Annotated in this window: 12 protein-coding genes; all 12 read right to left on the minus strand. The window is 64.6% G+C overall.

Annotated elements, in window-relative coordinates; translation table 11 throughout:
* Nucleotides 1-316 precede the first annotated feature (316 nt).
* Nucleotides 317-1,060, minus strand: coding sequence for a Bax inhibitor-1/YccA family protein (locus AX703_RS23715; protein WP_039334114.1), 744 nt, complete (start codon nt 1,058-1,060; stop codon nt 317-319).
* A gap of 123 nt (nt 1,061-1,183) precedes the next feature.
* Nucleotides 1,184-1,990 (minus strand): pyrroline-5-carboxylate reductase, encoded by an 807-nt coding sequence (gene proC / locus AX703_RS23720; protein WP_062347713.1) that lies wholly within the window; start codon nt 1,988-1,990, stop codon nt 1,184-1,186.
* Nucleotides 1,991-2,160: 170 nt separating this feature from the next.
* Nucleotides 2,161-2,664 (minus strand): YbjN domain-containing protein, encoded by a 504-nt coding sequence (locus AX703_RS23725; RefSeq protein ID WP_039334116.1) that lies wholly within the window; start codon nt 2,662-2,664, stop codon nt 2,161-2,163.
* A 212-nt stretch (nt 2,665-2,876) separates the two neighbouring features.
* A complete protein-coding gene (locus tag AX703_RS23730; RefSeq protein ID WP_062347715.1) occupies nt 2,877-5,138 on the minus strand; it encodes an SPOR domain-containing protein in 2,262 nt (753 codons plus the stop codon).
* Between the two features lie 66 nt (nt 5,139-5,204).
* Entirely contained in the window at nt 5,205-6,686 is a 1,482-nt protein-coding gene (gene ftsZ, locus AX703_RS23735) for a cell division protein FtsZ (protein WP_062347716.1), read from the minus strand.
* Nucleotides 6,687-6,881: 195 nt separating this feature from the next.
* On the minus strand, nt 6,882-8,165 hold the full coding sequence (gene ftsA, locus AX703_RS23740) for a cell division protein FtsA (RefSeq protein ID WP_062347718.1): 1,284 nt from the start codon (nt 8,163-8,165) through the stop codon (nt 6,882-6,884).
* Nucleotides 8,166-8,174: 9 nt separating this feature from the next.
* Nucleotides 8,175-9,140, minus strand: coding sequence for a cell division protein FtsQ/DivIB (locus AX703_RS23745; RefSeq protein ID WP_039334123.1), 966 nt, complete (start codon nt 9,138-9,140; stop codon nt 8,175-8,177).
* Between the two features lie 3 nt (nt 9,141-9,143).
* The gene (locus AX703_RS23750; protein WP_062347720.1) at nt 9,144-10,097 is read right to left on the minus strand and encodes a D-alanine--D-alanine ligase; all 954 of its coding nucleotides are present in this window, start codon (nt 10,095-10,097) and stop codon (nt 9,144-9,146) included.
* Nucleotides 10,094-10,987 (minus strand): UDP-N-acetylmuramate dehydrogenase, encoded by an 894-nt coding sequence (murB, locus tag AX703_RS23755; protein ID WP_231735676.1) that lies wholly within the window; start codon nt 10,985-10,987, stop codon nt 10,094-10,096. Before murB ends, AX703_RS23750 begins: the two co-directional genes overlap by 4 nt.
* Entirely contained in the window at nt 10,984-12,396 is a 1,413-nt protein-coding gene (murC, locus tag AX703_RS23760) for a UDP-N-acetylmuramate--L-alanine ligase (protein ID WP_062347722.1), read from the minus strand. Before murC ends, murB begins: the two co-directional genes overlap by 4 nt.
* Nucleotides 12,393-13,559: an undecaprenyldiphospho-muramoylpentapeptide beta-N-acetylglucosaminyltransferase gene (gene murG / locus AX703_RS23765; protein ID WP_062347723.1), complete on the minus strand. Its 1,167-nt coding sequence runs from the start codon at nt 13,557-13,559 to the stop codon at nt 12,393-12,395. Before murG ends, murC begins: the two co-directional genes overlap by 4 nt.
* A complete protein-coding gene (locus AX703_RS23770; protein ID WP_062347795.1) occupies nt 13,556-14,749 on the minus strand; it encodes an FtsW/RodA/SpoVE family cell cycle protein in 1,194 nt (397 codons plus the stop codon). The genes murG and AX703_RS23770 overlap by 4 nt, the downstream gene beginning before the upstream one ends.
* Nucleotides 14,750-14,783 lie beyond the last annotated feature (34 nt).

Here is a 14,783-nt window from a genome sequence, read left to right on the forward strand (position 1 = left end):
GGGGTGGCGGCGGCGGCGGCGGCTTGGGCGCGCACGAAGCAAGGCCGATGGCCAACCCTGCAGTGATAAGGCTTGGCGCGACGATACGCCGGAAACGAAACATTGGCATTCCCCCAATTCCGATCCCGAAAAGGACCGTGACAGGCAGACGGTCCCTTGCTGCAGCGTGTCAAAATGCTGCACGAACCATCCTGTATGCAAGATGAAGGTGAGCCTAGCGCCCGCGCTGGCAAATGAGAATCCCCCAGACAATAAAAACCCGGCGAACCGTTGCGGTCCGCCGGGTCAATCTGGTTCGGTTCGGGTGCTTTTCAGATCAGCGGCGCTCGCCCATGAACTGCAGCAGGAACTGGAACATATTGATGAAGTCGAGGTAGAGGCTCAGCGCGCCGAGAACGACGGCCTTGCCGGCGAATTCGGTTCCAGCGACGTAGGCATACTGCTCCTTGAGGCGCTGGGTATCATAGGCGGTCAGGCCCGCGAAGATCAGCACGCCGAGGAAGCTGATAGCCCAGCCCAGACCCGACGACTTCAGGAAGATGTTAAGCAGCGACGCGATCAGGATGCCGAAGACACCCATGATCAGGAAGCTGCCCATGCCCGACAGGTCCTTCTTGGTGGTGTAGCCGTAAAGGCTCAGACCCGCGAAAGCGCCGGCGGTAGCGAAGAACGTCGTCGCGATCGAAGCGCCCGTGTAGACGAGGAAGATCGTCGACAGCGAAAGGCCCATGGCAACCGCAAAGCCCCAGAACATGCCCTGAAGAGCCGTGGTCGAGAACTTGTTCGCCCCAAAGCTCATGAACATGACGAAGGCGAGCGGCGAAAGCATCACCAGCCAGATCAGCGGGGTGCCGAGCAGCGTCAGCGTGAAGCCGGTGGTTGCCGACAGCAGCGCCACGATGCCAGAGAGCATCACGCCCGAGGCCATGTAATTGTAGATCGACAGCATGTGACGGCGCAGACCCGCGTCGAACACTTCGCCGCGAGCGGAAACGCCGGAAAGGCTCGGAGACGCGCCGAAGCCCGTTCCGGTGGGCCGAGGGTCGTTCCAGTTTGCCATTTTCAAAGCTCCGTTCTGTGGCCCCAATGGCCACGTGCACGGAATATCGGCGCTTTCGCCCGTGCTTTCAAGGGAAACCGGACCAACCGACAGGTCGCCGACTGTAACGAATTGTTGCCGCGTTCAGCGCGCCTTCCGCGCCATCTCTGTCATCTCGGCACTGCGATCACGCGCGCCGCGCAATGTATCCTCGATGAGGCGAACCAGGCGATCATCGGCATCAAGCACGTCGATGCCGACCTGGGTGACTCCTCCCGGGCTGGCGACCCGGCGGGCGAGTTCAGCGGGCGAATGCTCGGACCTGGCCGCAAGCATCGCCGCGCCCTCGACCATCGACAGCGCCAGCCGGTCCGCCTGCTGCCGCGCCAGGCCCAGTGCAGCCGCGCCTTGGGCGAGCGCATCGATGAAACGGTAGACGAACGCAGGGCCTGAGCCCGCAAGTGCGGTGACTAGATCCATCTGATCCTCGCCAGACAGCCATTCGGCCTGTCCCAGAGGGGCCATCAGGGCATCGGTCTCGGCACGCGCAGCATCGTCCGCATCACCGACCAGCGCAATTGGCGACTTGCCGAGAGCGGCGGCAAGGTTCGGCATGACGCGGACGATTGCGCGGGCATCAGGAAAACTTGCGCGCAAGGTGGCGAGATCGACGCCTGCCAGAATCGAGAGCAGGAGCGTGTTCGTGCCGACGTAGGGCCGGACCGAGGCGACCGCATCGGGCAACTGCTGCGGCTTGAAGCCAAGCAGCACCACATCAAATGCGCCTTCACCCTCAGGCGCGGAGCCCAGCAGGCGCGTGCCTTCCGGCGCGACCTCCAGGTAGGGATCGACAATCGTGAAAATCTCGGGCGCGTAGCCGCCTGCAAGCCAGCCTTTGAGCATGGCTCCACCCATGTTGCCGCAGCCGAACTGGAGGAAGGTTTTGGTCATGGGGGATTTCCTTGAGTCGCGTTTGCGCGGTCAATGCCGGGACGGTGGGCTTATCGCAATGGCTTAAGCCCTGCTCCCCCGCGAAGGCGGGGCCTCAGTCGTGCTACGCTGAAGCTCCGTGAGACCACCGAGATCCTACTTGCGCGGGCACGCATCAGCGTCGAGCAGGTTCAGGCCTCGCCCGCCGCATCCACCATGGCGCTGGCAAGCGCGTCGGCCGGGCTCTTGTCGCCCCACAGGATGAACTGGAACGCCGGATAGAACCGGTCGCACTCGTCCACCGCTGCTTCAATCGCCGCCTGGGCCTGACTGATGCTGAGCAGACCCTCGTCACCGAGCATCAGGCCATGGCGGTACAGCAGGACAGAACCATTGGACCAGATGTCGAAGTGACCGATCCACACTTGCTCGTTGATCAGGGCCATCAATTCATAGACGGCCCCCTTCTTGTCGTCAGGAATGCGGATATCGGGCAGGCAGAGAATCTGGAGGACGTGATCCTCGACGCGCCAGATGGCCCGTAACTGATAATTGGCCCAGGAGCCTTGAATTTCGCCGGTAACCTCGTCGTCCGAGACAAATTCGCATGGCCAGCCGCGCGCTTCGAAAAGCGAGGCGATCATGTCGACAGGCGCTGCCTCCTCGCGCTCGTTGTCGTCATGGCCGGTCCGCATGGTACGTCCCCTGAACACTTGATCGGGCCTCCTCGGCTGGTTGGCCCGGCAGGGCGATCTGCCCTGACTGCTGCTCGAAACGTCAATGGCGGTTCACACCCCCGCCCGACAATCGCGGGTTAACAGGCGGTTGGGCAAAACTCGACAACCTTGTGGGAAAGCTGTGGACAAGGAGTGAACAGCAAACTCCGCCCGAGGTTCCGCCTCCCACCCTATTTGAGAGAGAGAGTATCGACCGGTTGACCCGCCGGGCTGGTCCACTGGTAACTCGAAACCCCGTCCTTCTTGAGCTTCGTGACGAAATCCTGCGCCTCAGCCTCGCTAGCGAAGGGGCCGGTCAGCAGGCGGAAATTGCTGCGCCAGGGCGACAGATAAGGCTTGCGCGAGCGCAGGAGCGCAGGTGCTTCCTTCAAGAGACGGCGCCACTCGGTGTCCATGACGTCCTTGTTCGCCCCTGTCAGCACTTGCACCCAGATCCGGCTTGGATGGCTGGGGCCGGCCTTCTTGGCCTTGGCCTCTTGCGCCTCTTTCGCTGCAGCCTTGGGATCCTTGACCGGCTTGCCGTCCTTGCCCAGTTTCACCGCGTCCTTAGCCGAGGGCTTCTGTGGCTCCTTGGTCGGCACGCGCGAAACGTCCGTTGGCCCATCGGGCCGTTCGCCGCGTGGGTCGGGCTTGACGGCCTTGGCGGCGGATGCCGGAGCAATCCGCGTTATGTCGACTGCAGGGACCGAAGTGGCGCGCTCCTCTGGAGGAGGAGCGAAAGATTTGAACAAGGTTGCGAGGTCGCGCGCAGGAGGCGGCGTGTTGGCCGCTGCCGTCTGCACCTCGGGTGATGACGACACGGGCGCGACCGCAGCGGGCATTGCAACCTGAGCACCAACCGGGGCAGGCGCAGCGCCTGGCGCTGTTGCGGATGCCGTTGTCGGAGAAGCGGCAGTCGCAGGCGGGGGGACAGAAGCCGGTCCGACCTTGGCCAGATCAAACCCGCCCGCCGACGTGAGCGATGGTGCTGGCCGGCTATTGGCAGCACCAACGGGCGAAGCTGGTTGGGTAGTGGCCGTGGGACCCGCTCTCACCGGCGCAGCGGATGCAATTGCTACGCTGCTTGCCTGAGCAGGGGGCGAGGCCGTTGCTCGCGCAGGATTATTAGCTGGCGCAGCGGTCGGGTCCTGTTGGAAGCCGGGCCTTGCAATCGGGTTTGCCGATGGCGCGATCGTCGTCGTCGGTGCCGGAGTTGTCAGCGGCCTCGCAACCGGCGACTGGGCGGATGCCGATGGCGCCGGGCGAATGGGTGGAACTGCGGGGCGCACCGATCCGGGTGGTACATCGAGCGCCGAAAGCACCGTCGGTCGGGGAACGACCGGAGTCGTGCTTGACGGAGGATCGGGCCGCACTGCTGGCGCGGCGCTCGCATAAGTCTGGACCGGCGGCAGTTCAGCCGGCGGCGAGGTGCGCACTGCAGGACGGACAACGACCGTGGCAGATGCGGCACTGTCGCTCTTCCCGGGGCGACGGCGCTTTTCGCGACTGGGCTTTTCGCTGGCCGCGACGGAAGGGCCAAGAGGCGCACCTGCCGGAATAAGGCCCGCTTCCGCCGTGCGTGGGGCACGCGGGTTGAGCGCAGCATATTGCACCACGCGAGGATCATCGCGCCCGATGTCTGCTGCGCGGGGAAAGCGCCCGAAGTTTGCCGCAGCCGCCTGCTGCGCCGGAGTTAGGCGCGGCATATAGCGCAAGTAGGGCGCGATGCCCGATGCCAGATCCTGCGGCATCGAGGCGTAGGCAATGGCCACTGCTTCGTCCGGACCACCCGTCACCGCCATCGCGAAGGTGCGGGTGCGCCACGCTGCACGATCCTGCTTTTCAATCAGCGGGGCCAGCAGGGCCTCGGCCCCGCGCCGATCGCCCGATATGGCAAGACTCATTGCATAGCGGCGCGTGATCTCGTCATCCCCGCCCCGGCTCAGCGCAACCTGATACCAACGCTGTGCGCGTCCATTGTCCCCGACGAGATCGTAGGCGAGCGCCCGATCCGCAGCCATGGCAAAGGTATCGGCACCGGTTCGCTCTGCCTCGTCAAAGGCGCGGATGGCCTCAACGGGATTTTCCGCGACAAGCTGGGCCTTGCCAAGCAGGGCCTTGGTTCGGACATTGCCCGGCTGGACCTCGTCAGCCCGGGCAAGGAACCCGATCGCGGCATCGCTGTCACCCAGCTTCAACGCGGCGCTTGCCGCATCGAATAGGGCGGTAACATTCCTCGGATCGGCGCCGAGCCGAGCCAAAGCGGCATTGAGTTCGCGGCTGGGACTGGGGGCAGTAGACTGCACCACCGGGCGCGATACCGTCGCGGGGCCATCAGGATCGTCGTCCGCTTGGGCTAACGCCCGCGGCGACGCAGCGCAAAGCAGGAGCGCCAGAGCAAGCCTTAGACGCGATGAGCCCGAGAACTGCGCGATGGGGAGCCGATTCGTCATCCTGCCGCGCTCTTTACCGTCTTGAAGATGAAGCGGCGGCAACAAGGGCCGCCGCTTCGCAACTGGTTACTGGTTGTTCTGGCGACCGAGGAAGCGCGGAATGTTGAGCGAGCCGCCTTCATCGCCATCGTCGTCGCCGGTGGGCGCGCGGTTACCGCGCGAAAGATTGGCCATGCGCTCGAACAGGGTGCTGCCACCGGCAGGCTTTGCAGGCTCTTGCTCCGGCGTGCGACCAAGGCGGGGCATCTGGGGCGCAGGATCGGGCGCGGGCGCGGGTGCCGGCGCGGCCACTGGCGGTTCGGCAGGAGCCTCCAGGCCACCCAGAAGCAACTCTTCCGAGGCGGGTTCTTCCTGCGCGGCAGAAAGGTCCAGCGTCAGATCAAGCGGTTCCGGCTCGGGCGCCGCTGGCACTTCGGGCTGGACCTGCTCGGCAGCCGGCGTCCATGCCGGTTGCGCAGGCTCCGGAGCGGCGGGGGGCGGCGGCGTGTAGACCGGTGCCGCAGGCGCAGCCGTTGGCACGGCAGGACCGCGCGCACTGCTAGGAATCGAGACCGGACGCGACGCGATTTCGGCCTGCTCCTGGCTTTGTTCGATGCCGGTCGCGACAACCGAAACCCGGATCTTGCCATCGAGATCGGGATTGAAGGCCGAACCCCAGATGATGTTCGCGTTCGGATCGACCAGTTCGCGAATGTGGTTGGCGGCTTCGTCAACCTCGAGCAGCTTCATGTCGTCGCCGCCGATGATCGAAATGATCACGCCCTTGGCGCCCTGCATCGACACGCCATCGAGCAGCGGATTGGCGATGGCGCGTTCGGCCGCTTCGAGCGCACGGTTCGGACCTTCGCCCTCGCCCGTACCCATCATAGCCTTGCCCATCTCGCCCATGACCGATCGCACGTCGGCAAAGTCGAGGTTGATCAGGCCCGGCATGACCATGAGGTCGGTGATCGAGCGGACGCCCTGCTGCAGCACTTCGTCAGCCAGCTGGAACGCTTCCTTGAAGGTCGTTTCGGCCTTGGCCACCAGGAACAGGTTCTGGTTGGGGATGACGATCAGGGTATCGACGTGCTTCTGCAGCTCCTCGATGCCGCTTTCGGCCGAGCGCATGCGGCGCGTGCCTTCGAACAGGAACGGCTTGGTCACCACGCCCACCGTCAGCACGCCCTTGCGACGCGCCGCTTCAGCAATCACAGGAGCCGCGCCCGTGCCGGTGCCGCCGCCCATGCCAGCCGCGATGAACACCATGTGCACGCCTTCAAGCGCGCGCTCGAGTTCCTCGATCGTCTCTTCCGCAGCAGCGCGACCCACTTCGGGACGAGCGCCTGCACCAAGGCCCTGCGTGATGTCCGGCCCGAGCTGGATGCGGTTCTCGGCGATCGAATTGTTGAGCGCCTGCGCGTCGGTATTGACGACGATGAACTCGACGCCCTCGATCTGCGCGTTGATCATGTTGGCGATGGCATTGCCGCCTGCACCACCAACCCCGATCACCGTGATCCGGGGACGAAGTTCGTCAATTGCCGGCGGTCCGATGTTGATGCTCATAGTCGGTCTCCCAATCGGGTCATATGTCTCGCTGCTGGCCGGAACGCGCACCAAACGAGATTGGAAAGCTTCACATTAACCTGTTGCACAAGGCTGCGCGGCGAATCAAAGGCGCAGCAACCTTTTCCACAGGTTGCAACACCATGACGGGCCAACTTCGCGCCCCGAGAGCGCTGAACCGGGCCGAAAGCCCGTTCAGAAGTAATCCCTTACCGCCCGCATGAGGCGAATCAGCAGCTTCTTGCCGCCATATGCTCCGCCAACCGGATCGTTGGCTGGACCGATGGCGCGAATGTCCACCGGATCAGCCGCAGCAAACAGGACGAGCCCTACAAGGGTGGAGGAACTTGGCGTGGCATGGCCGGGCGGAAGGCCGAGCATCGTCGGCGGCGAACCTATGCGCACGGGCCGACCGAGCGCCGATTGCGCATAGTCGGCAAGCCCGGGAAGCTGCGCGCCACCTCCGGTCAGCACGACCTGCTGCCCGGTCTGACCAACAAAGCCCATCGACTTCAGGGACTTGCCCACCTCCTCGGTGAAGAAGCCCAGTTGCTGGGTAATGACCGAGATCAGCTCTGCCCGCGGAATGCGGTTCTTGTCGTCGGCATGACGAGCAACCGGACCGCCTTCGGGATCTCCCGGCGCGTTGACCGGGATCATCTCGCGATGGTCAGCAGGGCTGGCAATTGCCGAGCCGGACATGCACTTGAGCCGTTCGGCCTGATAGCGACGAATGCCGAAGGCCGAGGCGATCGCGTCGGTGATATCGCCCGAGCCGTACTGGATCACCTGCATGCCGAGCAGCATGCCCGCCGCATAGACCGATACCGTCGTGACCTCCGCCCCGAACTCGACCAGCGCCACGCCCAGTTCCCGCTCTTCCGGCGTGAGGCAGGCGTGCCCGGCGGCGACCGGCGATCCGACGACAGCTTCGACTTCAAGATGGGCGTTCTGCACTGCCTCCCGAAGATTGCGGACCGGCGCGCCATCGGCAAGCATCACGTGGATGTCGACGGCAAGCCGTTCGGCATGAAGGCCCTTGGGGTTGGGCACGCCGTGGGCGCCATCGAGCGTGTAGTGCGCAGGCTGGGCGTGAAGCACGGTGCGTCCGTCTGGCTGGATCACGCCACGTCCGGCCACCAGCAAATGCTCGATGTCGTCCTGTTCGATCCGCCGTCCGCCGACCTCGACCTCGACCCGCGCAGTGGTGCTGGCAAGGCCTGCACCGGCACAGCCGATCCAGACCTTCTGGATATCGACATTGGCCATCTTCTCGGCACGCTCGATCGCGTCGCGCACCGAATGGGTCGCCGCCTGCATGTCGGTGACATAGCCGCGCTTGATCCCTTGGGCGGCGCGGTGGCCGGAACCAAGAACGACCATCTCGCCCGTTTCCGAAAGCCCCGCGATCATCGCAGAAACGCGGAACGAGCCGATGTTTACGGCAGCAAAGACCTTGGTGATGCGGGGCGTTGCCATTGCGGTGGATCAGCCCTCGTCGCTCTTGGCCGCAGCCGCGATGCGCTTGGCTTCGGCCTTGGCCTGATCGGCAGCGCGCTTTTCCGCCGCAACTTCGTCGGCGTGCCCTGGCACGCGCATGTAGATGCGGTCGGGCGCGCGCATGTCGAACGCGGCGACCTTGCCTCCGAGCAGCCGGTTCACCCCGTCCATCCGGGCGAAACTCAGCAGCGCTCCGGCAGACTTCTCGTCGCCTTCAGGCAGGGCAAGAACCTGCCCCGTCTTGAACGTGAGGTTCCAGCGGCGATTGCCAACCCATTCGGCTTCCGAAACCTGCGGCTTCAAAGCAGGCGCGGCATCCAGCAGCCGCGTGAGGTCCTGAACACGCTGGCCGACGCCGAGGCCCGACAGCACGAGCATACCCTTGGCCTTGTCGAGCTTCACGGTCTCGAGCTCCACGCCGGAATCGTCAATCAGCACCATGCGGTCGGGCTTGCGCAGCACGGCATGCGGATTGCGCTCGACGATGTCGATCACCAACGTGTCGGGCAGCTTGCGCGAAACGCGGGCATCCTTGACCCACGGCAACTGGTTGAGTTCGTCGCGCAGCGCGGCGAGATCGAGCGTGGTCATCGCTCGATCGTTCTGGCCAAGCACACGCTCGTAGATGCGCTGCTCGTTCATGCGGTTGACGCCGCGAACCTCGAGATGGCTGACCTTGAACCCGGCATCGGACGCGATCAGCGCCGCCTGTTCGGACGCAAGCGTCGGGATTCCAGCCATGACCGCCACGGTCCACACGATTGCGGCTGCAGCCGCCAGAATCAGCGTCATGAGGATGCGGTGCAGCGTCTCCTCGCTGAACGGCAGCCAGTGCATCACGGTGTCGAGCACCGAACCGGTCTGCTGGCGCGCAGCCTGGACCTTGCGCTGCGTCGTCCGTGCGGCCGCTGCCCGCCGCACGCCCTTTCCGCCACGCTTGATCGTCTGCGCCATGGTTCAGGCCTTCTCCATTGCCTTGCCGGAGTCCTTCAGGGCCTCGGCGATGATCGCCTCGACCAGATCGGGATAGTCCATGCCCAGTGCCCTGGCCTGCTCGGGTACGAGGCTGAGCGGAGTCATGCCGGGCTGAGTGTTGACCTCCAGCAGGAACAGGCCTTCCACGCCCTGCTCGTCGTCCCAGCGAAAGTCGGAGCGGCTGGTGCCCTTGCAGCCTAGCAACTGGTGCGCGCGCAGGGCGATCTGCTTGCATGCCTCGGTGATTTCGTCGGGTATTTCGGCCGGGCAGATGTGATCGGTCATGCCGTCGGTGTACTTGGCGTCGAAATCGTAAAAACCGGACTTGGGGCGCAGTTCGGTGACGAGCAGCGCACGGTCGCCGATCACCGCCGTGGTCAATTCGCGGCCACGAATGAAGGGTTCCGCAAGAAGCTCGTCGAACTCCTGCCATGGCCCGCGCGCGTCGGCGCTGATCGGATTGCCGTAATTGCCGTCTGCCGTGACGATCGCGACGCCAACCGACGAGCCTTCGTTCACTGGCTTGAGCACATAAGGACGCGGCAGGGGATCGGCCTTGTAGAGCTCCTCCGTGTGCACGATTCGTCCGCCCGGCATGGGGATGCCATGCGGCACCAGCGCCTGCTTGGTGAGTTCCTTGTCGATCGCGATGACCGAGGTGGCGAGGCCGGAATGGGTATAGGTCAGCCCCATGATATCCATCAGACCCTGGATCGAGCCATCCTCGCCGGGCGTGCCGTGAAGCGCGTTGAACACGACATCGGGCTTGGCTTCAGCCAAGCGCAGGGCAACCTCGCGATCCATGTCGATCCGCGTGACCTTGTAGCCCCTCGACTCAAGCGCCTTGGCCACGCCTTCGCCCGACATGAGGCTGACGGGGCGCTCGCTCGACCAGCCGCCCATCAGCACCGCGACGTGGAGTTTTGAAAGCGTCACGGTCTGCCAATCCTCTTGATTTCCCATTCGAGCTCCACGCCCGACATATTCTTCACGCGCTTGCGCACTTCCTCGCCCAGCGCTTCGATCTCGGCACTGGTGGCCTCGCCGGTGTTGATCAGGAAGTTGGTGTGCTTTTCGCTAACCTGTGCGCCGCCCATCGTGAGCCCACGGCAACCGGCCTTGTCGACCAGTTCCCACGCCTTCGCGCCATCAGGGTTCTTGAAGGTGGAGCCACCAGTCTTGGAGCGCAGCGGCTGCGAAGCTTCGCGCGCCGCGCTGATACGGTCCATTTCAGCCTGGATCGCTGCGGGCTCGCCCGGATGCCCGCGGAAACGCGCGGCGACGACAATGGAGCCATCGGTCAGGTCGGAGTGGCGATAGGTATAGCCGAGTTCGGAGACCGGCAGCGTCGCCACCTCGCCCGATCGGATCACCACATCGCAATCGATCAGCACGTCCTTGACCTCGCGGCCATAGGCGCCGCCGTTCATGCGCACGAAGCCGCCGACAGTGCCGGGGATCGAGCGCAGGAATTCGAGGCCCGCGATGCCGTTGTCACGCGCAGTGGACGATACGAGAATGCCGCTGGCTCCGCCGCCACAGTTGAGCGTGACCTCGTCGACCTTCTGGACCTTGGCGAAAGCCTTGCCCAGACGAATGACGACGCCCGGAACGCCTCCATCGCGAACGATCAGGTTGGAGCCCAGGCCCAGCGCCATGACGGGCACGTCCGGTGCCAGGCCCGCGAGAAACTCCTTCAGGTCGGTAATGTCCTTGGGCTCGAACAGCCAATCGGCCGTGCCGCCGGACTTGAACCAGACCAACGGGGCAAGTGGGGCATTCGGTGTCAGCTTGCCGCGAACCGAAGGCAGCGCAAGAGTGGTCACCCCTTCCCCCTTTCACGCGCAATCGCGTCGGCAAGACCCGCTGCCCACTTGGTGATGTCGCCCGCGCCGAGGCAGACGACCATGTCACCGGGCTGCGCCGTTGCGGCGAGTTCCTTTGCCAGCGCGTCGGCCCCGGCTGTCAGATGCGCCGAGCGGTGGCCGCGCGCCTTGATGCCTTCGACCATCGCGGCGCTGTCCACGCCCTCGATCGGCTGTTCGCCAGCGGGATAGACCGGCGCGGCATAGACGACGTCGGCATCGTTGAAGGCGCCCTGGAAGTCATCCATGTGGTCGCGAAGGCGAGTGAAGCGGTGCGGCTGAACCACGGCGATGACCCGGCCCTGCACGCCTTCACGCGCGGCAGCAAGAACGGCGCGGATTTCCACTGGATGGTGGCCGTAATCGTCGATCACCGTAACGCCATCCACCTCACCGACCTTGGTGAAGCGGCGCTTGACCCCGCCGAACTTGCCGAAGCCGGTGCGGATGAGTTCGTCGGAAACGCCCATTTCCACTGCGACCGCGACCGCAGCGAGTGCGTTCTGGACGTTGTGGCGGCCCGGCATCGGCAGTTCGATGCCCTCGATGCGGCGGAACGAGCCATCGCGCTGGCGCAGCACGGCAGTAAAGCGATTGCCGCCAGGGATCGGCGTGACGGCTTCGCCGCGCACGTCGGCTTGCGCAGAGAAGCCGTAGGTCACGACGCGGCGGTCCCGTACCTTGGGGATGATCGCCTGCACTTCAGGGTGATCAATGCACAGCATGGCTGCGCCGTAGAACGGCACGTTCTCGATGAACTCGACGAAGGCCGACTTCACCTTGTCGAAGCTGCCGTAGTGATCGAGGTGTTCCGGGTCGATGTTGGTGACGACCGCCAGCGTGCCATCGAGCCGCAGGAACGAGCCGTCGCTCTCGTCCGCCTCGACCACCATCCACTCGCTGTCGCCCAGACGCGCGTTGGAGCCATAGGAATTGATGATGCCGCCGTTGATCACCGTGGGGTCTATGCCCCCGGCATCGAGCAGGCAGGCGACCATCGAGGTCGTCGTCGTCTTGCCGTGCGTGCCAGCAACCGCGACCGTGCTCTTCAGCCGCATCAGTTCGGCCAGCATTTCGGCGCGGCGTACAACCGGGATGCGGTTTTCCAGCGCAGCGACGACTTCGGGATTGTCGCGCTTCACGGCGGTGGAAGTCACAACCACAGCCACGCCATCAACGTTCTCGGACTTCTGCCCGATCATCACCTTGATTCCGCGCGAGCGCAGGCCATCGACGACATAGCTTTCGGCCATGTCGGAACCCTGCACAGAATAGCCCATGTTGTGCATGACTTCGGCAATGCCGGACATGCCGATGCCGCCGATGCCGACGAAGTGGATCGTCCCGATCTCGGTGCCGACGCCCTTCATGCCAGATGCTCCTGCCCCGCAGGCGCAGCGCTGCGCGTATCGACGCGGATCACGTTCATGATCGGCTCGCCCCCGAAGCTCTCGACCAGATCGGCAAGATCGCTGACGGCGTTGGGCAGGCCACAGTTCCACGCGGCATGCGCGGCATTGGCAAGGGTATGCGGGTGCTGGGCCATGGCCTGAATCTGTTTCGCCAGTTCCTTGGGAGTGAAGCCGGTCTGCCGGATGGCACGGGCGCCGCCCGCTGAAACTATCTCGCGCGTATTGGCGGCCTGATGGTCATCGGTAGCGATGGGCAGCGGCACGAGGATCGCCGGGCGGCCCACCGCTGTCAGCTCGGCAATCGTCGAAGCGCCGGCGCGGCCGATGAACAAGTGCGTTCCCGCAAGGCGCGACTGCATATCCTCGAAATAGGTGCCAAGTTCAGCCGGGATCTCATGCGATGCGTAGCGTGCGCGGACGGCTTCAAGGTCTTCGGGACGGCACTGCTGCGTTACCTGCAAGCGATGGCGCAGTGCGGGCGGCAGCATGGCAAGGCCATCGGGCACGACCTCCGAAAGAACCGAAGCGCCCTGGCTGCCACCGGTCACCAGCACGCGAAACAGGCTGTCCTCGGTGAACTCGGGGAACGGTTCGCCGCGCAGTGCCAGCACCTCTGGACGCACCGGATTGCCGACGCGGTGGACCTTGCCCCAAAGCTTGGGATCAAGCCGATCCACTTCTCCGTAAGCCGTCGCAATGGCGTCCACACGCTTGGCAAGGAAGCGGTTGACCCGGCCCAGCACCGCGTTCTGTTCGTGGATCACCGTGGGGATCTTCGCCGAATGAGCCGCCAGCAGCGCTGGCAGTGCGGGGTAACCGCCAAAGCCGATCACGCACGACGGCTCGAAGCTTTCGAACAGGCGCAGAGCCATCGCCCGGCCCTGCCAGATCGCGCTCAGGCCCTTGAGCAGCGCCACCGGACTCTTTGCCAGACGCCCGGCCGGAAGCACGTGCGCCGGCATGAAATCAGGCTTGCCGGGGATCTTCGCGCCGCGCTCGTCCGTAACCAGAGCCACGTGGTGGCCGCGGCGTTCCAGCTCGACCGCCAGCGCGAAGGCCGGAATAAGGTGTCCGCCCGTGCCGCCCGCAGCGAGCACGTAATGCCGAGAAGCGCCACTCATTTGCGCACCAGTTCCGTAACGTCGAACTTCTCGCGCGAAAGGTAGGGGTTGCGCCGCGTGATCGCGAGCAGCAGCCCGACGCCCATGAGCAGCGCGATGGTGGACGATCCGCCGTAGCTGATCAGCGGCAAGGTCATGCCTTTCGAAGGGAAAAGTTGCAGGTTCACAAGGATGTTGATGAACGCCTGTCCGACCAGCTGCGCGGTCAGCCCGGCTGCCGCGAGGATGGTGAACAGATCGTCCTCATCAAGCAGGCGCATCAGCACGCGCAGCGCGATCGCGCAATAGATCGTGACGATCACCGCGCAGGCGATCAGCCCGAATTCCTCTCCGACCACCGAAAAGATGTAGTCGGTGTGCGCTTCGGGCAGCGCATTCTTGCGACTGCCGAGCCACAGGCCGGTCCCGCTCCACCCGCCGTTCATCAGCGTGCGCATGGCAAGGTCGACCTGGTCAAACTCGCTGCCACCCGAAATGAAGTTGTCGATGCGGTGCGTTGCGTTCGGGTAGAAGAAGTACGCGGCAATGACCACCAGGATCAGCCCGCCCATGGCGTAAAGGATTTTGTTGACCGACAGGCCCGAGAGCAGCGCCAGCACGAACCACACGCCGCCGAACAGCATCGTGGAACCGAAGTCCGGTTGGGCCATCAGCAGGATGCCGACCAGCCCCATGATCGCCACGGTGATGGGTATGACGGGAATGTTCGGATCGCGCACCCGCCACGACAGGATCCAGGCGAGGGCGATGGCGAAACCGGGCTTGAGAAATTCCGAAGGCTGCAGGCTGAAGCCGATCCACAGCCAGCGTTTCGCACCCTTAACCTCGCTGCCGACAAGCGGCACCAGCACCAGCGCAAAAATCATCGCCGCCGCGAGCAGGATGGCCCCGCGTCGAGCCGCCTCCTTGGGCAGGACAGACGCAAAGAACATCGCGACCAGCCCCACCGCGACCCAACGCAGGTGAATCCAGAAGAAGTAAAGATCACCGAGCGACTTCTGGTTCGTGGAAAGGCGATGCGCCGAAGCAGGGGAAGCAGCAGCGACGGCGATACAGCCGATCGTCACCAGCGAGAGGATCAGCGTCAACAGCACCCGATCGATCTCGCGCCACCAGATCAGCAGTTCGCTGCGACGGCTGCGGCGAAAGCGCGCACCGTGGCCGACCACGCGCACGCCGCCATCGGGCATGGTGGTGGTCACAAGGCGTGTCGGAGTTGGCGTC

It is taken from the genome of Novosphingobium sp. CCH12-A3, assembly GCF_001556015.1.
In the GTDB taxonomy this organism is placed as follows: Bacteria; Pseudomonadota; Alphaproteobacteria; order Sphingomonadales; family Sphingomonadaceae; genus Novosphingobium; species Novosphingobium subterraneum.